Source organism: Stenotrophomonas rhizophila (assembly GCF_020857975.1).
Classification (GTDB): domain Bacteria; phylum Pseudomonadota; class Gammaproteobacteria; order Xanthomonadales; family Xanthomonadaceae; genus Stenotrophomonas; species Stenotrophomonas rhizophila_C.
This window is the reverse complement of sequence record NZ_JACWUO010000001.1, coordinates 240,267-257,343: the sequence shown is the minus strand read 5'-3', so window position 1 is coordinate 257,343 and position 17,077 is coordinate 240,267. Positions and strand designations below refer to the sequence as shown.

At 70.1% G+C, this 17,077-nt stretch carries 14 protein-coding genes; 4 read left to right on the top strand and 10 right to left on the bottom strand.

Features of this window, described 5'->3' with window-relative positions; genetic code table 11:
• The first annotated feature begins 212 nt into the window (after positions 1–212).
• Both IC535_RS01160 and IC535_RS01155 read left to right on the top strand, forming a co-directional pair.
• On the top strand, positions 213–908 hold the full coding sequence (locus IC535_RS01160) for a hypothetical protein (RefSeq protein WP_228884731.1): 696 nt from the start codon (positions 213–215) through the stop codon (positions 906–908).
• A 124-nt stretch (positions 909–1,032) separates the two neighbouring features.
• Positions 1,033–1,470, top strand: a complete 438-nt coding sequence (locus IC535_RS01155; RefSeq protein ID WP_228884730.1) for a hypothetical protein — start codon at positions 1,033–1,035, stop codon at positions 1,468–1,470.
• On the opposite strand, the gene IC535_RS01150 is transcribed toward IC535_RS01155, so the two are convergent.
• The 9 genes from IC535_RS01150 to IC535_RS01110 all read right to left on the bottom strand — a co-directional run bounded on the left by IC535_RS01150 (position 1,467) and on the right by IC535_RS01110 (position 14,071).
• Complete coding sequence (locus IC535_RS01150; RefSeq protein WP_228884729.1) at positions 1,467–3,293, bottom strand: hypothetical protein; 1,827 nt, start codon at positions 3,291–3,293, stop codon at positions 1,467–1,469. The two genes, IC535_RS01155 and IC535_RS01150, sit on opposite strands and share 4 nt — an antisense overlap.
• Entirely contained in the window at positions 3,290–5,464 is a 2,175-nt protein-coding gene (locus IC535_RS01145) for a DUF4175 domain-containing protein (protein ID WP_228884728.1), read from the bottom strand. The genes IC535_RS01150 and IC535_RS01145 overlap by 4 nt, the downstream gene beginning before the upstream one ends.
• Entirely contained in the window at positions 5,461–6,591 is a 1,131-nt protein-coding gene (locus IC535_RS01140; RefSeq protein WP_228884896.1) for a BatA domain-containing protein, read from the bottom strand. Before IC535_RS01140 ends, IC535_RS01145 begins: the two co-directional genes overlap by 4 nt.
• 2 nt (positions 6,592–6,593) lie before the next feature.
• On the bottom strand, positions 6,594–7,490 hold the full coding sequence (locus IC535_RS01135) for a DUF58 domain-containing protein (RefSeq protein ID WP_228884727.1): 897 nt from the start codon (positions 7,488–7,490) through the stop codon (positions 6,594–6,596).
• A gap of 11 nt (positions 7,491–7,501) precedes the next feature.
• Positions 7,502–8,485 (bottom strand): AAA family ATPase, encoded by a 984-nt coding sequence (locus IC535_RS01130; protein ID WP_228884726.1) that lies wholly within the window; start codon positions 8,483–8,485, stop codon positions 7,502–7,504.
• A 64-nt stretch (positions 8,486–8,549) separates the two neighbouring features.
• Positions 8,550–9,251 (bottom strand): DUF4159 domain-containing protein, encoded by a 702-nt coding sequence (locus tag IC535_RS01125; RefSeq protein ID WP_228884725.1) that lies wholly within the window; start codon positions 9,249–9,251, stop codon positions 8,550–8,552.
• 66 nt (positions 9,252–9,317) lie between these two features.
• Positions 9,318–10,652 (bottom strand): TldD/PmbA family protein, encoded by a 1,335-nt coding sequence (locus IC535_RS01120; protein WP_228884724.1) that lies wholly within the window; start codon positions 10,650–10,652, stop codon positions 9,318–9,320.
• Between the two features lie 21 nt (positions 10,653–10,673).
• Positions 10,674–12,308: a TldD/PmbA family protein gene (locus IC535_RS01115; protein WP_228884723.1), complete on the bottom strand. Its 1,635-nt coding sequence runs from the start codon at positions 12,306–12,308 to the stop codon at positions 10,674–10,676.
• Between the two features lie 134 nt (positions 12,309–12,442).
• Positions 12,443–14,071 (bottom strand): TldD/PmbA family protein, encoded by a 1,629-nt coding sequence (locus tag IC535_RS01110; RefSeq protein ID WP_228884722.1) that lies wholly within the window; start codon positions 14,069–14,071, stop codon positions 12,443–12,445.
• Positions 14,072–14,212: 141 nt separating this feature from the next.
• Here IC535_RS01110 and IC535_RS01105 point away from each other — a divergent pair, with 141 nt between their 5' ends.
• Together IC535_RS01105 and IC535_RS01100 are read left to right on the top strand one after the other, a co-directional pair.
• Positions 14,213–14,839 (top strand): DUF938 domain-containing protein, encoded by a 627-nt coding sequence (locus IC535_RS01105; RefSeq protein WP_228884721.1) that lies wholly within the window; start codon positions 14,213–14,215, stop codon positions 14,837–14,839.
• Positions 14,840–15,009: 170 nt separating this feature from the next.
• On the top strand, positions 15,010–15,660 hold the full coding sequence (locus IC535_RS01100) for a tetratricopeptide repeat protein (RefSeq protein ID WP_228884720.1): 651 nt from the start codon (positions 15,010–15,012) through the stop codon (positions 15,658–15,660).
• Between the two features lie 57 nt (positions 15,661–15,717).
• On the opposite strand, the gene IC535_RS01095 is transcribed toward IC535_RS01100, so the two are convergent.
• Positions 15,718–16,965, bottom strand: coding sequence for an alkaline phosphatase family protein (locus IC535_RS01095; protein WP_228884719.1), 1,248 nt, complete (start codon positions 16,963–16,965; stop codon positions 15,718–15,720).
• Positions 16,966–17,077: the final 112 nt, after the last annotated feature.

Sequence of the window (17,077 nt, the reverse complement as noted above, 5' to 3'; positions counted from 1 at the left end):
ATCGGCCGGGTCGACGCGTGAATGGTTCAGCGCTGCGGTGCGTCGGCAGCGCCTGGCCTCTTGACCGCGTCGTCGAGCGCTTCGCGGACGCGCCTTCGGACACGCGACATCGGCGACGGGCCCTGCAACGCGGCAGAATAGGCAGGTGCGGTGCGCCTTCGATCCATGTCCAGGGCGCACCGGCGATCTTCCCGACTGGAGTTCCACCGCGCATGCAGCGTCTGTTCTTCCTCGTGGCCCTGTCCGTCCTGCCAGGCGTTGCGCTGGCGCAGGACAGCGCCGACAGCGGCACCTGCCGCAACGGTGCCTTCCCTACCGAACAGGGCGACTTCGCCGTGGCCAGGGTCACCGGCGGGGCGCGGCTGTACCTGCTGGGCGACCTGGACGGCTGCCCGGCCAAGGGCGAACCGGCGTGCCGTCAGCGCAGCTATGTGGTGGCCGGCGATACCGTGATCACCGGGCGCATGCACGGCAGCTACCGTTGCGCGTTCTTCCCCAACGCGGTGGGCGGCAGTGCCGGCTGGGTGGATGCCGCCCGCCTGCAGCCGCTGCCGGTGCAGGCCGCGCCGGCCCTGCGCGACTGGGCCGGCCACTGGAGCAATGGCGACGACAGCCTGGTGCTGGGCGTGCGTGACGGCCAACTGGCCGTCACCGGCGAGGCGTTCTGGCCCTCGGCCAAGCCTACCCCGCAGCGGCCCTACGGGCCCAACCTGGGGCAGATCGACGCGGTCGCGCGCCCGCAGGGCGCGGTGGTGGACTTCGTCGACGGCGATGATGCGGGCTGCCAACTGCAGGCACGGCTGCTGGGCGGCTATCTGATCGTGTCCGACAACAGTGGTTGCGGCGGCATGAACGTGCGCTTCAACGGCGTGTACCGGCGCCAGGCCGGCAAGCGCCCGGCGCCGTGACCGCCAGGGCAACCAACGAAATCTGAAGCCTGCACCCGTATCCTTGGGTGCAGCATTCAACGCGCAGGGATGATCGGCCGTGGTACGACGTGGATCCCAGGCAGTGGTACTGAGCGCGCTGCTCATGGCAGGTACGGCCGGCGCGCAGACCGCAGCGCCGCCACCGCCGCAGACCCGGCCCTCGCCGGAGGTTGCAGCGCCGGCCGCTGCGCCTGCCGATGTCACCACCTTGGGCGAAGTGCGTGCGCTCAAGCCCGAGGACGACCAGCCGCTGGATCTGTACCGCTTCAGGAATCCGGTGCAGCCACCGCCCAACCGCTTCAGCCGTAGCTGGAGCGAGCCGCCCTCGCCCGAGCAGGTCAGCATGAGCGGCGGCTACCTGATGATGGGCATCAACTACGGGCTGTCCAAGGCCGCGCAGGGCCTGCACAAGCTGAGCGGCGGCCCGGACCAGATCCAGCCGGCCATCGCCCGTCCGCCGCCGGAGCTGAACGCCGACCAGCGACGCCGCGCGCAGCAGTTGTGCGCGCAGGGGGATTGCGCGGCGCCGCCCGGAAACTAGGCCGGCGCCGAATCCGCGCGCGGTCGCCGCCGCTCCAGCCACCACAGCAGGCCGCTGACCAGCACGAAGGCCAGCAGCCACGGCCAGCCTGGGCCGGGCACGCGATGGGTGGCCGCCGAAGCATGTGCGGCATCGCCCAGGTGCACGGCGTTGGCGTCGCGCAGTTGCTGGCGGTACAACGCCCGCGCGCCGGCGGGATCGAAGACGTACAACGCCTGGATGGCATCGCCGTGCTGCAGCTGATGCCAGCCCGGCTGCTGCGGCCAGTAGCCGGCGCAGTGCTCGGCACCGCTGGACGGGTCGATGACCAGGGTGGTGCCGCTGCCGTCCGGGGCGCGCACCTGGATGGGCCCGGGCAGGTTGCACAGCGCGATGCGTTCGCCGGCCCAGGGTGTTCCGCTGCCGGGGCGGATCGTGGCACTGGCCGGCAGCGGGCGGGCCAGCGTGGTCAGCACGCCGCTCCAGAGTTCGGCATGGCGGTCATCGCGGCCAGCCAGTACCAGCCGATAGCTGTCGGTGACCGGCAGCAGTGCCAGCCGGCCCTGGCCGATGCTGCGCCAGCCACCGATCGCTGCGCCCTTGGCATCGTGCAGCAGCGCGCCGGCATCGGCCGCGCGCAGGCTGAGTTGCTCCAGCGCCGGAGCGGCGGCACTGCGTGATGCGGTGTCGGCCTCGTCGGTATGGGCGGTGCGCTGGCTGGCCGGGCGCTGCGGTCCACGCCGTGCCTGCAGCAGCGCCGGGTCGGGATCGGCCGGCAAGGTCAACGACACGCTCTGGTTGCTGCCGCTTATCGCCAGGCCCCAGCGGCGCAGCGCCTGGCGCGCGCTGTCGGAAAGCGGCCCGGAGGTACGCACCAGCACCCCCAGCCCGTTGCGCAATGCCTGCTGCACGGCGCCACGCTGGGCGCCATCGAGCGCGGCCAGGCTGCGTTCGTCGAGGATCAGCACGTCGCTGGCGGCCAGGCGCGCGGCGTTGAGCGCAACCGGGGCATCGCCCAGCATGACTCCGCCACCGGCGCTGGCCTGCGCCTGCACGGCCAGCCCGGTGTCGGTGGCCCAGCGGCGCAGGTACTTGAGTTCCGGCCCCGGTGCACCGGCCACGATCAGCACGCGCGGTGCGGGCTGGTCCACGGTCCGCAGCGGGACCACCATGGTGTCCACCACGTGCTGCCCGGCGTCGAGCAGGCGCAGGCTGAATTCACTGCGTCCGCTGGCGCGCGCCACGCCCTGCAGGCGCACGCGGCCGTCGCCGGCGATGCGCGCGCGATCGACCACCACCCCGGCCGGATCCAACAACTCGGCACTGGCCGTGGCCACGCCCTGCGCACGCGCGCGCACGGCGAATACCGCGCCCGGTGCGGTGATCGCCGGTGGCTGCAACGCCACCCAACCGCGTGGCGGCGCGGAGGCGATCCAACTGACCTGCGCGGTCAGCGCGGTATCGCGATCACGGGCGGGCAGGCCATCGCCGATGACGCGCAACGACTGCGTGCCCGGGTGCTGGCGCAGCGCGGTGGCCAGGTCGGGCGCGCGCATGCTGCCGGCGCCAGGCGCCGCTTCGGGCAGGGCGATGACGGTATCGCCAACCGCCGTGGTTGCCTGCAACGCAGCAGCGTTGGCGGTCAGTACCGTCAACCGGTGGGCGACGGCGGTGACCGACGGTGGCACCAGCGTGAGGTACAGCAACGCCGCGCTGGCGGCCTGCAGCACCAGCAGGGCCGCCAGGCGCAGGCGCGATCCTTGCCGCGGCGGCCACAGCAGGCGGGCGCTGCCGAGCAGCACGATCACGGCCAGCGCGAGGGCGATTCCGTGCGTCGCGCTCATCGGCTGTCCTCCAGTGCATCCAGGTAGGTCTGCTCCATGCGCCCGGGCGCGGTGCGCCGCGACACCTGTGGCAGCGGCCGCAGCAAGGCACGCCACAGCTGCGCGCGCAGGGCATGGCGGCAGTGCACGCAGTCCGGCGCTGCGCGCAGTTCCTCGATCGCCGCCGCCAGGCTGAGCGGGTCGGGCAGGCGCGCCTGGTTGCCGCGCAGCCACCGGGTCAACGCGTCCAGGTCCGGCGCGGCAGCGCTGTCGGCCAGCTGCTGCCAGACCGCCACGATCGACGGATCCGGCGCTGCCACGGCGGTGACGGGCAACGTGCGGCTGGCCAGGTCGGTACGGTCGCCGCTGAGCCGGCGGCCTTCATCGATCGGTGGCAGTTCCGGCCCTACCCGCGCCAGGTAGATGCGTTCGGCCTGCTGCACTTCCTTGATGAAGCCCAGCGCCTTGTAGGCGAACGGCAGGGCGCGCTCGGGCTGGCCCTGGCGCAGTTCGCCTTCGGACGACCACATCTGGTCCAGCGCGGCCTTCAAGGTGGCGCGGGTCTTGGGATCGAGCAGGGTGGCCGCTTCGGCGTGGTCATGGGTGTGGCCGTACTCGGACAGCACGTCGGTGGCGCTGCCGAATACCGGGTTGGCCTCGCCCTTGTCCGGGCCATGGGCGTGGTCGTCGTGGCCGGCCTGCGCGTGGTCGTGGCCATCGTCATGCGCGTGCCCGTCATGGTCGTCATGCGCCGCAGTGGGCGCATCGCTGGTCGGCAAGGCATCGCTGGTCGGTGGCGGCGCCTTGGGCGCGCCTTCGCTCTCCTCGCCGAGGAACTGGCCATAGCGCAGGCGCAGGATGCGCTGGTCCACGCCGATCGCATCGGCGCGCTTGGTGAATTCCTCGGGCGACAGCTGGCGGCGCTGTTTGATCAGTGCCTCGGCGTCGATGATGATCTGGCGCTGGCTGCGGAAATAGGCCGGCAGGGTCTTCTTGACCATGCCTTCCAGGTCGGTGCCCTGGATCTGCTCGGCGCTGGGCAGGCGCAGGATCAAGCTGGTGCTCTGCGCGGTCTGCGGCGTGGGGCTGCGGTTGTCGCGCACCTGCAGCTGGGCGATCACATCGTTGCCCGGTGCGGCGCCCAGCGCGGCCAGGTCCAGCGTGCGCGCGAAGCGGCGCTGGGTGGCCGGGCCGCTGCCGGACAGGCTGAAGCGCTGCTCGCGGAAGCTGATGTTCTCGCCGCTGCCCTGGGCCAGGGTGACCTTCAGCTCGGCGTTGGCAGCCACGCCGTGGTCGTCGCTGGCTTCGAACGCCAGCGCCCACTGGCGTTGCCCGGGCGTACCCGGCACCAGGCTGCGGTCGGGGGTGATCACGCGCACGGTAGGGGGTTGGTCGGGCACCACGTCCAGCCGGTACAGGCGGCTGTCGCGCAGTGCGGGGGTGGTGACGATGCGGTACAGCGCCGGGCGCGCTGCGGTCCACTGCGCGTGCCACTGCTCGCCGTCGCGCTGCAGTGCGATGCGTTGGCCATCGTGGAACTGCAGCACGGCCGCACTCGGCTGCGCGCTGAAACGCAGCGCCCATTGCAGCCGGCTGCCTTGCGCAACCTTGGCATCCAGCGTGCTCTGCACGCGCGTGGGTTGGCCGGTGTAGGCCGGTGCGTCGATCTGCAGGCGGGTGGATTGCAGCCGCGGCGGCTGCGCCGGGGTGGCGGCGGGGGCGCGGCTGGCCGGCAGCAGGGGCGAGGGGCCGCCGGCGCGCGGCCAGCCCAGCGCCAGTGCCGCCAGCAGCATCGCGCCGGTCCAGGCCAGCAGCAACGCGCGCCCGGGCCAGGGCGCGCGCAGGTCGGGCATGCGTGCCTGCAGCGCGCTGGTGACATGCGCGCGCTGGCGCTGCTGCAGCGGGTTGAGCGTTTCCGCTGCGGCGAACAGCAGGTCGGCGCTGTCCTGCACGATGGCATGGGTGTCCAGCTGGCGCACCAGCCAGCGCCGGTCGAGCTGCCGCACGCGCCAGGTGGCGATGCCGGCGGTGGCCAGCAGGCTGAGCAGCAGTACCGCCGTGGCCGCATTGAAGCCGCCCAGGCGCAGGGCCAGCGCGGTCGATGCCAGCGCAACCGGCACGCCGATCAGCATGCCGGTCCACCACTGGCGCCGCCGCGCGCGCTGCCAGGCCTGCTGCACCACCGGGCTCATGCGCTGGCCCTGCGGCGCGCAGCGGTGGCCAGCCAGCGCTCCAACGCGAACACCAGCACGATCGCCAACAGCAACCACGGCGCCAGCTCGCGCGGCTGCGCGCGGGGCGCGGCTGCGCCGGTCAGCGGGGTGTGCGCGCCGGCCATGGCCAGTCGTGGCGCCGGGGCCGGCCTGACGATGGCCAACAGGCGTTGCGGGAACGTTGCCTCGCGCAGCACCGGCAGTTCGGCCGGCGCCAGCGGGGCGGTAAAGCGCAGCAGGCGGCCGGCGCCAACCGCGCGTTGTTCGAGCACCGGCAGGTCATCGGCGTCGCGCAGCAGCACCGACCAGGCCGCGTCGTGACGGGGTGCGGGCGGCGTGGTCAGCACCGTGCCGCCGCGCTCCAGCCAGGCCTGCCATGCCGCCGGCAGGGGCGCATCGGACAGCCACACACCGGTCTGCGCGTCATCGGGGGGCACGCCGTCGGCGCGCTGCGCTGCCAGCGGTTGGCCGGTCCACGCACGCTGCAGCGCATCGAGTACGCGCAGGGCCTGTGCATCGGGCGGCGCGCCGCCCGGCTGCAGCTGCACGCCACGCTTGCCGGACGGCGTGGCGGGCACGGCGGCCGTCACCGTGCGCCAGGTGACCGGGCGCGACAGGCGCGGGCGCTGCGCATCCAGCCCGGGCATCGGGTCGGGCACGTAGACGGTCAGCGGCGTACCGGCCGGCAGGGTCTGGTCCAGCTCGCGCAGCAGGCTGGCCAGTGGCTGCGCGGCCGGCGGCGATGCCGCCTGCAGCGCAGGGAAGCCGGGCGCCAGCCAGCGCCAGTCGGCGTCGCGGTCGGCACCGCGCAGTGCCGCGCCATCCAGCCCGGGGGCGACCGCCGTGACCGGATGGGTGTCGACCGCACCGCCATGCAGCAGCGGGCGTGCCAGCAGCAATGCCAACGCGGCCAGCAGCAGCAAGCGCACCAGCAGCAGCGGCCATTCGTCCAAACGGATGCGCTGGCGCGGGCGGGCCTTGGCCCGCAGCCAGCGCAGCGCGGCGAACTCCAGCGGTGCGTCGTGCTGCCGGCGGGCAAGGTGGATCAACAGCGGCACCAGCCAGGCGGCCAGCGCCAGCAACCCCAGCGGGAACAGCAGGCCCAGGCTCATCGCGTGCCGCCGCGGCCGAACAGGGCGCGCAGCGGCGCATCCAGCGGCTGGTCCAGGTAGCCGATCGCGTGGGCGATGCCAGCGGCCTGCAGCCGCGCCTGCAACGCGCGCTGGGCCTGGTCGAAGCGGGCCAGGTAGTAAGTACGCAGCGCGCGACCGTCGCCGAGCAGTTCCTCGCCGGTTTCCGGATCATGGAAGCGATGGCCGTCGGTGAACGGAAAATCGCGTTCCTCGGCGCTGAGCAGCTGCACCTGGAACACATCGCGGCGTGCGCCGGCCAGGCGTTCGAGCAGCGCGGTGCCGGCCTCGTCGAAACCATCGCCGAGCGCGACCAGCAGGTCGCCGGCCTGTACGCGTTCCCAGACCGGGCGCAGCGCGGCCACGTCCGGCCAGCCGCCCTGCGCGCGCAGCTGGCGCAGCAGCAGGTGCACGCGGTCGCGTTGGCGCAGGCCGCTGCCGGCGGGCAGCAGCTGCACGCCATCGCCGTTGAGCGCGATCACGCCGAAGCGGTCGCCCTGTTGCAGGGCCAGTTCGACCAGGCAGGCGGCGGTGGCGCAGGCATGGTCCAGCCGCGACCAGTCCGGGCGCGCGCGGTCGTGCTGGCGCGCCGATGCGCTGGCGTCGACCAGCACCCATGCCGTGACCGGGCTTTCGCGTTCGGATTCGCGCACGAAGAAGCGGTCCGAGCGCGCGTAAAGCTTCCAGTCGATCTGGCGCAGTTCATCGCCGGGCTCATAGGCGCGGTACTGCGCGAACTCCAGCCCGGCACCACGGCTGCGGCTGGCGTGCTGGCCGATGCCGTGCGCCCCGGACGCGCGCCGCGGCGCCAGCCGCAACGCCTTCAGGCGGTTGCGGACATCGGCGGGGATGGCGATCGGGGCGTGGCGGTTCACGGGCGTGCGGATCAGGCCGGGAACGGCACGGCCTGCAACAGCGCGGCGATCACATCATCGGCGCCCTTCTGTTCGGCTTCGGCGGCGAAGGACAGCAGCAGGCGGTGGCGCATCACCGGGGCGACCAGGGCCTGCACGTCCTCGCGGGTGGTGGCGAAACGGCCCTGCAGCAACGCCCGCGCCTTGGCCGCCAGCACCAGCGACTGCCCGGCGCGCGGGCCGGCGCCCCATTTGATCCAGTGGTTGACCGCCTGCGGCGCGTCCGGGCCGGGCCGGCTGGCGCGCACCAGCCGGGTGATCCAGCTCAACACGTCATCGCTGACATGCACCTGGCGCACCGCGGCCTGCAGCGCCAGCACGTCATCGGCATGCATCACCTGCGGCACCGTGCCACTGCTGCTGCCGGTGGTCTGCAGCAGGATGTCGCGCTCTTCCTGCTCGCTGGGGTAGTCCACCCGCACGTGCAGCAGGAAGCGGTCCAGCTGCGCTTCGGGCAAGGGATAGGTGCCGGCCTGTTCGATCGGGTTCTGCGTGGCCAGAACGAAGAACGGTGCCGGCAGCGCGTAGGTGGTGCCGGCATAGCTCACGGTGCGTTCCTGCATCGCTTCCAGCAGGGCGGCCTGGGTCTTGGGCGGGGTGCGGTTGAGTTCGTCGGCCAGCAGCAGGTTGGTGAAGACCGGCCCCTGCTGGAAACGGAAATGGCGGTGGCCGGTGCCGTGGTCTTCTTCCAGCAGTTCGGTGCCGAGGATGTCGCTGGGCATCAGGTCGGGGGTGAACTGCACGCGCCGGAACTGCAATTCCAGGGCCTGGCCCAGCGAGCGTACCAGCAGGGTCTTGCCCAGCCCGGGCGCGCCTTCGAGCAGGCAGTGGCCACCGGCCAGCAGCCCGATCAGCAGCTGTTCGACGACCGCGTGCTGCCCGACCACGGCCTGGCCCAGCGCGTCGCGCAGCTGCTGCAGTTTGGGAAGGAGGGCATCAAGGCTGTCGGTATTCATAGGGCGCTCGCAGGAAAATCGGCGTAGAGCCACGCCATGCGTGGCTGAGGAAGCATGAAGAAACTCAGTTGTTCAACGCATACATCACGATGTTGACCCCGAAACGGGTGTTGTCTTCGGCCAGGAAACGCTTGTTGCGCCAGTCGTAATCCCATTCGCAGCCGTAGTCCTTGTTGCTGTAGAGCAGGCCCAGCCGGCCGTCCACCTCGATGCCCTTGAGGTAGTCGTGGACCAGGTCGTCGCCCCAGCCGTTGAGCTCGAAGCCGGTCGCCGGCGGGCCATCGGGAAAGCGGAAGAAGCTGCGGTACAGCGCATGCGTGTTGGGCAGCTTCTTCAGCGCGCTGGCGCCGAACAGCTTGCCCATCTGCGCTTCGAAGGACTTGGCGAACAGGCCGTCGATATCGTGGTTGCAGTCATCGACGAACACAAAGCCGCCATTGCGCACGTAACGCACGAAGTTCTGCCGCTCGGCGGCGTTGAACTCGACCAGCTTGTGCCCGGCCAGGTAGCAGAACGGCGCTTGCAGCATGCGCGGATCGGACAGCGCGACCACATGCTCGTTCGGGTCCACCCGCAGGGAGGTGTAGTCGATCAGCGAGGTGATCAGGTTGGACGGCATGCGCGCGTCCACGTCCCAGTCGCCGGAATCGTACTTCAGGCGGGTGAACCAGAAGTCGTAGCGCCCGGCCTGGGCGCGCGCCGCGGTGGGCAGCGCCGCGAAGGCGGCACTGCCCAGCAGCAAGCGCAGGAACTGCGCGCGGTTCACGCGCGCAGGCCTTGCAGGAACGGAGCGGCAGTGGTCATCGGTCGCATGCGCCGTTCCGTCTCCCGCTTACACCGCGTCGGACAGCGAGGTGAAGGTGAAATCGCGCAGTTTCATCGGCGGAATCATCATCACGAAGCTGGACTCGTCGCCGGCCACGCGCACCGGCTTGCCCAGTTCTTCGATGTTGTTGAGCATGATCACCGGCGATTCGTTGAAGCGGAAGTTCTTCACCGGGTACTTGATCTGGCCGTTCTCGATGTAGAAGGTGCCGTCGCGGGTCAGGCCGGTGAGCAGCACGGTCTGCGGGTCGACCATGCGGATGTACCAGGTACGGGTGACCAGGATGCCCTTCTGGGTGCCGCGGACCAGGTCGGCGGTGCTCTTGTCGCCGCCGCTCATCAGCAGGTTGCCCGGGCTGGCATTGGCGGTCTTGCCCTGCTTCTGCGCCCAGAAGCGCGAGTACTCCAGGTTGGCGATCTTGCCGTTCTCGATGATCGGCAGCTTGGTGCGCGGCAGGCCTTCGCTGTCCCATGGCAGCACCGGGGCGTCGGGGTGCCACGGGTCGGCATGCATGTTCACCCGCGGGTCGAACACCTGCTCGCCGAGCTTGTTGCCGCCGCCCTTCTTGGACAGGAAGCTGCGCCCTTCGTCGGCCGAACGGGCGCTGAAGAAGTTCATCATGAAGCTGATCAGGCCGGCGGCGGCGGCCGGTTCCAGGATCACCGTGTACTTGCCCGGTTCCAGCGCCTTGGCTTCCTGCGATTCGGTGGCCTTGCGCATCGCGATGCGGATGTCCTGGTCGGCCTTGAAGTCGGCGGCATCCTTGAGGTTGCGGCCGACCCAGCCCGACCCGCGGCCGTCTTCGGTGCGCACGGTGCAGGTGTAGTCGAAGCTGGTGCTGCGCTGGTAGGCGAAATTGCCGTTGCTGTTGGCGGTGGCGTAGAAACCCTGGCCGTCCTCCAGGAAGCCGGCGGCGATCAGGCCGTTGCCGCGGCACGGGGCGATCGAGTCGGCGGCGACCTTGGCGCGGAACGCCGGGTCGATGGCGGCGGTGGAGGCGCTGAAGGTCGGGCTGGGAGTGTAGGTCTGCTTGCCGATGGCCGGCAGGAATTCCGGGTTCTCCGGGGCCAGCCGGGCCAGGTCTTCGGCGCGGCGCACCACCCGCTCCAGCGCGGCATCGTCGAACTCGTTGATCGAGGCGGTGCCCACGCGCTTGCCGAAGGCCACGGTGACCGCCAGCTCGGTGTTGTCCACGATGCCGCTGGTGGACACGTTGTTCAGGGCGAAACGGATGTTGCCATTGATCGTGCCGCCCAGCACGGCGGTGCACTCATCGGCCTTGGACAGCGCGATGACCTTGTCGAGGATGGCCTTGGCCTGTGCTTCGGTGAAGATACTCATGGTTGGTAGGCTCCTGACCGGTCAGCCGAGGCTGCGCGCGGTGTTGATGACGTTGATACCGTTGAAGCGCGCGGTGGACGAGCCGTGCGAGACCGCCGAGACCTGGCCCGGCTGGCCCTTGCCGTCGAAGAACGAACCGCCCAGGCGGTAGTCGCGCTCATCGGCCACGGCGCTGCAGGCGTTCCAGAACTCCGGCGTGCGGATCTGGTAGGCCACGTCCTCGAGCATGCGGGTGATCTTGCCGTTCTTGATTTCGTAGAACAGCTGGCCGCCGAACTGCGCGTTGTAGCGCTGCTGGTCGATCGAGAACGAGCCGTCGCCGATGATGTAGATGCCGTTCTCGACGTCCTTGACCAGGTCGGCCACGCTCAGCGGGGTCTTGCCCGGCGCCAGCGACACGTTGGCCATGCGCTGGAACTGCACGCTGGACCAGGAATCGGCATAGCAGCAGCCATCGGAGGCGGTCTTGCCCAGGATATGCGCCTGGTCGCGGATGGTCTGGTAGTCGACCAGCTTGCCGTCGCTGATCAGGTCCCAGCGCTTGGTCTGCACGCCTTCGTCGTCGTAGGCCACCGCGCCGAGGCTGCCCGGCTGGGTCTTGTCGGCGAAGATGTTGACCTTGTCGCTGCCGTACTGGAAATGCTGTTCGCGCTTGTCCAGGGTGGCAAAGCTGGTGCCGGCGTAGTTGGCTTCGTAGCCGAGCACGCGGTCCAGTTCCAGCGGGTGGCCGACCGATTCGTGGATGGTCAGCCAGGTATGCGACGGGTCCAGCACCAGGTCGTACTTGCCCGGCTTGACCGAGGGCGCCTTGAGCTTTTCCTGTGCCTGCCTGGCCGCGGCGATCGCATCTTCCTTCATGTCGTAGGAGGAGCTGTAGTTGACCACCCCGTTGGGGGTGAGCACCTTGCCGGCGGCGGCGCCGTCCATGTACTCGTAGCCCATGCCCATCGGCGCGGACAGACCCTCGCGGGTGCGGAACTTGCCGCTGGCCTTGTCGATCGCGGTGACCGTCATCGGCGCCCAGATGCGGTGCACGTCCTGGTCGATGTAGGAGCCATCGGTGGAGGCGAAGTACTTCTGTTCGTTGACCAGGAACAGCATCGAGTTGACGAAGCTGGCGCCGGCGCCGAGCGCGGCGGCATTGACGTCCAGCAGCAGCTCGACCTTCTCCTTGATCGGTACGTCCATCGCATTCTTGCGGATCGGGGTCTTCCAGCTCACCTCGCCGACGCCCGGGGTGGCGGCCAGCCGCACCGGCGCGGTCTGCACGCCGGCGTTGGCCTTGGCGATCGCCGCGGCCTGCTGCGCGGCGCGGGCCACGTCGGCGGTGCCGAGCTGGTTGGTGGCGGCAAAGCCCCAGGCGCCATTGACGATCACCCGAATGCCCACACCGGTGGACTCGGTGTTGACCACGTTCTGCACCTTGTCCTCGCGGGTGATCACGAACTGGCGCAGGTAGCGCCCGATGCGCACATCGCAGTAGGTGGCGCCGGCCTGGCGGGCGGCGGCCAGCGCCGCATCGGCCAGGCGCTTCTTCAGGCCCAGGTCCAGGGTGCTGTGCAGCTGTTCGGCGGCGATCGCCTTGCCGAAGAACGACGGCACGATCAGACCGCCAGCGGTAAGCCCGGTCAGGGCCAGGAAGTCACGTCTTTGCAAGGCAGCTCTCCACGTCGGTGTGGGGGTGGCAGGGAAACGTCTGGATTGGTGCCACCGCAGGCACGATCAGGCAGCCGCCGGCGGTGGGGTGTAGCGGAAAACAGGACAGCCATCGCGGGTCTGGCAGGGTGTGCTCATCCCAGGCTGCGCGCGGTGTTGATGATGCTGATGCCATCGAAGCGTGCGGTCGAGGAGCCGTGCGACACCGCCGAGACCTGGCCGGGCTGGCCCTTGCCGTCGAAGAACGAGCCGCCGAAGCGGAAGTCGCGCTCATCGCAGATCGCGCTGCAGGCGGCCCAGAACTCCGGGGTACGGATCTGGTAGGCCGCATCCTCGACCATGCCGGCGATCTGGCCGTTCTTGATCTGATAGTACAACTGCCCGCCGAACTGCGCGTTGAAGCGTTGCTGGTCGATCGAGTACGAGCCGCGGCCGTGGATGTAGATGCCGTTCTCCACGTCCTTGATCATCTCGGCCACGCTCAGCGGCGCCTTGCCCGGCGCCAGCGACACGTTGGCCATGCGCTGGAACTGCACGCTGGACCACGAATCGGCGTAGCTGCAGCCATGCGATTGGGTCTCGCCAAGGATATGCACCTCATCGCGGGTGGCCTGGTAGTTGACCAGGATGCCGTCCTTGACCAGGTCCCAACGTTTGGTTTTCACGCCTTCATCGTCGTAGCCCACCGCGCCCAGGCTGCCCGGGGCGGTCTTGTCGGCGAAGAAGTTGACCCGCTCGCTGCCCCAGCGGTAGCCGGCGGCGCGCTTGTCCAGGGTGGCGAAGCTGGTACCGGCGTAGTTGGCTTCATAGCCCAGCACGCGGTCCAGTTCCAGCGGGTGGCCGACGTTCTCGTGGATGGTCAGGAACAGGTTGGACGGGTCCAGCACCAGGTCGTACTTGCCCGGCTTCACCGACGGCGCCTTGAGCTTTTCGCGCGCCTGCCGCGCCGCAGCGATGGCGTCCTCGACCGGGTCGTACGAATCGCGGTAGGCGACCACCCCGCCGGGCAGGGCGATCTTGCCGCTGGCATCGCCATCGAGGAACTCGTAGCCCATGCCCATCGGCGAGGACAGCCCGGCGCGGGTACGGAACTTGCCGCTGGCCTTGTCGATCGCGGTGGCGGTGAACGGCAGCCAGATCCGGTGCACGTCCTGGTCGATGAACGAGCCGTCGCTGGAGGCGAAGTACTTCTGCTCGTTGACCAGGAACAGGGTGGAGTTGATGAAATCGGCGCCGGCGTTGAGCGCGGCCGCGTTCAAACTCAACAGCAGGTCGACCTTGTCCTGGATCGGCACGGCCATCGCGTTCTTGCGGATCGGCGTCTTCCAGCTCACCTCGCCCACCCCGGTCACCGGGGCCAGCTGCACCGGGCGGGTCTGGATGCCGGCGTTGGCGCGGGCGATGGCCGCGGCCTGCTCGACGGTAGCCTTCACCGCCGCCGGGGTCTGCTGGTGGGTGGCGGCAAAGCCCCAGGCGCCGTTGACGATCACCCGGATGCCGATGCCCGAGGACTCGCTGTTGGTGATGTTCTGCACCTGCGCCTCGCGGGTGATCACCGCCTGGTTGAGGTAACGGCCGATGCGCACATCGCAGTAGCTGGCGCCCAGCCGCCTGGCCGCGCCCAGGGCGGCCTCGGCCAGCGCCTTCCTGCGGCCCAGGTCGCCCGGTTCGAGCAACTGCTCGGCGGCGATCAGGTGCGAGTGCGGCAGCATCAGGCCCGCCAGGCCCATCCCAGACAGCGTCAAAAACTCACGGCGTTGCACAGCTTGCGGTTCCCCGGGTACGGCAGCAGGCCCGAAGACCGCTGCAGTGGACAAGTCCCCGACTTTCGGTGGCGCCCGCCGGTGGCACAAGTGACTGCAGTCATGGTTGGATGGGCGTTGTCGAATTCATCTTGAGCATCCATGAGCCAGCAGCGGTGGTCCGAAGCCTGTGAACGCAACCGCGCGCCGATCCTGGCGGTGCTGCGCCAGCACCTGGGCCAGCGCCGGCGGGTGCTGGAGATCGGCAGCGGCACCGGCCAGCACGCCGCGTATTTCGCCGCCGAGCTGCCGCAGCTGCACTGGCAGGCCAGCGACCATCCCGACCATCTGCCCGGCATCGCCGAACGCCTGGCCGCGGCGGCCCTGCCCAATGCGCCGGCGCCCTGGCCGTTGCAGGCGGTGCTGTCGCCGGTGCCGGGGCTGGGCCCGTTGCCGCAGGCGCCGCTGGGGTTCGATGCGGTGTTCAGCGCCAATACCCTGCACATCATGAGCTGGGCGCACGTACAGGCCCTGTTCGCTGGGCTGCCGGCGGTGATGGCCGACAACGCGCTGCTGTGCATCTACGGGCCGTTCAACTACGCCGGGGAGTTCAGCAGCGACAGCAACCGGCAGTTCGATGCGTGGCTGAAGGCGCGCGACCCCGCCGCCGGCATCCGCGATGCCGAAGCGGTGGATGCCCTGGCCGCCGCGCAGGGCCTGCGGCTGGTCGACGACGTGGCGATGCCGGCCAACAACCGGCTGCGGCTGTGGCGGTACCAGCGCCGGTAGTGCCGGCCGCTGGCCGGCTCGGCATCCCGCTCGGGCAGCACCAGCAGCTTGCCGCTGGCCGGCTCCACTACGCCCCCGGCTACGCCCACACCCGCCGGCACTCGCGCCAGGCCGCACCCAGCGGTTAGGATCGTGGTGGGAGGTTGTTGTGACAACCTGGGGGAGTTTGCATGGCAGTGGCAAGACACAAGCGGGCCGGCGTGATGCTGGCCGCAGGACTGGCGATGGCATTGACGGCGTTCGGGGCGGCGGCGCAATCGCTGCCGGCGCTGCAGGAGTTCTACTTCGACAAGGATGCCGCCGCCGCACCGATGGTGCTGATCCAGGGCAGCGATAGCGGCCTGGTCGACCAGCTGATGAAGCAGCGCGAGCGCGGCCGCAAGGCGCTGGAGGCGACCGTGCAGCTGGCCGGCGTGGCGATGGCGCAGGGCCGGCCGGAACTGGGCCGCACGCTGTACCAGGAAGCATTGGCAACGGCGCCGGCAACCACCGTGCCGGGCCGCACCGTGCGCTGGAACTACGGCTGGGACCTGTTCCGGCTGGGCCAGGCCGAGGCCGCGCTGGCGCAATGGAACGCGGCCGTGGGCGGCATGCGCGGCAACCCGTCATGGGCGCCACCGACCTACGCGTTGGCGTTGTGGACGCTGGGCCGCAAGGACGAAGCCGTGCGCTGGTATGCCGCGGCGGTGCGTACCGAACCGGGCCTGTGGAACGACAGCAGCCGCCATGCCCAGCTGCTGCCGGGCTGGCGCGACAGCGAACGGGCCACCCTGGTGGCGGTGCAGCAGGCCTGGGCGGCGCAGCCGCCGGCCTGGCCGTGAACGCAATGAGCCGGCATCGCGCCGTCTGGGTCGATGCCGGCGCCGCCACGCGGCAGCTCAGTCGGCCTGGCCGCGTTCGACCAGCAGCGAGGTTGCAACCTGCTGGGTCACCACGGTGTAGTTGAGGTCGCCGGTGCCAGCCGGTAGCGTGCTGTCGGTGAAGCGCTGCGCGCCGATCAGTACCGCCACCGGCTCGCCGTTGCGGAAGACCCGCAGCAGCTGGCTGTCGGCATTGGCCCCGGTCAGCCGCCAGTTCAAGGTGACCGCGGCACCGGTCGGGTCGATCGAATACGCCAGCTGCCGCGCGCCGACCTGACCGATCAGCGGCAAGCCGTCCATGCGGTGCCCGGTCATGTCCAGCGGCACGCCCAGGTGCTTGAGAATGGTCGGGGTGATGTCGGCCTGGCTGGCGTGGCCGTACAGGTTGTCCAGCGGATCGGTACTGGAGCGCACCACCGGCGTGGTCAGCTGGGCGTTGGCCGGTTTGTTGATCGCGATGAAGGTGGTCTTCTCCGACACCGTCTGGTTGCCATGCCCGTAACCGCCGGGCATCACCCGGCCATGGTCGGGGGCGACGATCACCAGCCAGTCTTCGCTTGGATGCTGTTGCTGGCGCCGTTTCAGCGCGGCCAGCACCTGGCCGACCTGAGCGTCCACGCCCTGGATCGCGTCCTGGTAGGGCACGGTGAAGCCGTGGCTGTGGCCGGCCAGGTCGGGCTCGTCGAAATGGGCAAATACGAAGTCCGGGTCGGCGTGTTCCAGCTCCTGGCTGGCAGCATCGGCGACGCACTGGTCGACGTCGTGGCACTTCAACGCCAGGTCGACATAGCCGTCGCTGATGTCGTTGGCAAAGTTGTCGTTGATGGTGCCCCAGCTGACGATGCTGGCGGTGCGTCGCATCGGGTCGCTGCGCTTGATCTGCTTGAAGACGCTGTCGGCCAGGCTGCGCCAGCTGCTGCCGTTGTTCTGCACGCCATGACGGTCGACCCAGGCGCCGGTCAGCAGCGTGGCCCAGCCGGGCCCGCTGTTGGTAGGCGCCTGGGTCTGACTGCCGATGACGCCGCCAACGTAGCTCTTGCCCAGCTGCAGGCCGGCGATGTTGGGCGCGGTGCCCTCGTCGATGGCTTCCAGCAGGCGTTCGTACTGCATGCCGTCGACGCCGATCAGCAGGGCTTTGCGGTGGCTGTAATCGGCCGCGTGCGCGCCCAACGCGGCGCCGAGCAGGGTCAGTGCCAGCAGTGTACGCAGGCCGGCGGGCGGGATGGGGTGGCGCGGGAATTTCGTTGAGGCGGACGGGCGGAGCATGGCGATCCCTCTGGACGGTGGTGGACGGGCTGCAGCGACACGCAGGTGCCGGGAGGTGGCAGGGTCCAGCATGCTGGCGGCAGGTTGCGCGATGGCGGACCGGGCTAGACAG

What these genes read in the sequence shown, in the direction of transcription:
- IC535_RS01105 (WP_228884721.1), top strand. Translation starts at nt 14,213, where the DNA reads ATGAGCCAGCAGCGGTGGTCCGAAGCCTGTGAACGCAACCGCGCGCCG.
- IC535_RS01130 (WP_228884726.1), bottom strand. Translation starts at nt 8,485, where the DNA reads ATGAATACCGACAGCCTTGATGCCCTCCTTCCCAAACTGCAGCAGCTG.
- IC535_RS01095 (WP_228884719.1), bottom strand. Translation starts at nt 16,965, where the DNA reads ATGCTCCGCCCGTCCGCCTCAACGAAATTCCCGCGCCACCCCATCCCG.
- IC535_RS01150 (WP_228884729.1), bottom strand. Translation starts at nt 3,293, where the DNA reads ATGAGCGCGACGCACGGAATCGCCCTCGCGCTGGCCGTGATCGTGCTG.
- IC535_RS01120 (WP_228884724.1), bottom strand. Translation starts at nt 10,652, where the DNA reads ATGAGTATCTTCACCGAAGCACAGGCCAAGGCCATCCTCGACAAGGTC.
- IC535_RS01100 (WP_228884720.1), top strand. Translation starts at nt 15,010, where the DNA reads ATGGCAGTGGCAAGACACAAGCGGGCCGGCGTGATGCTGGCCGCAGGA.
- IC535_RS01145 (WP_228884728.1), bottom strand. Translation starts at nt 5,464, where the DNA reads ATGAGCCCGGTGGTGCAGCAGGCCTGGCAGCGCGCGCGGCGGCGCCAG.
- IC535_RS01160 (WP_228884731.1), top strand. Translation starts at nt 213, where the DNA reads ATGCAGCGTCTGTTCTTCCTCGTGGCCCTGTCCGTCCTGCCAGGCGTT.
- IC535_RS01155 (WP_228884730.1), top strand. Translation starts at nt 1,033, where the DNA reads ATGGCAGGTACGGCCGGCGCGCAGACCGCAGCGCCGCCACCGCCGCAG.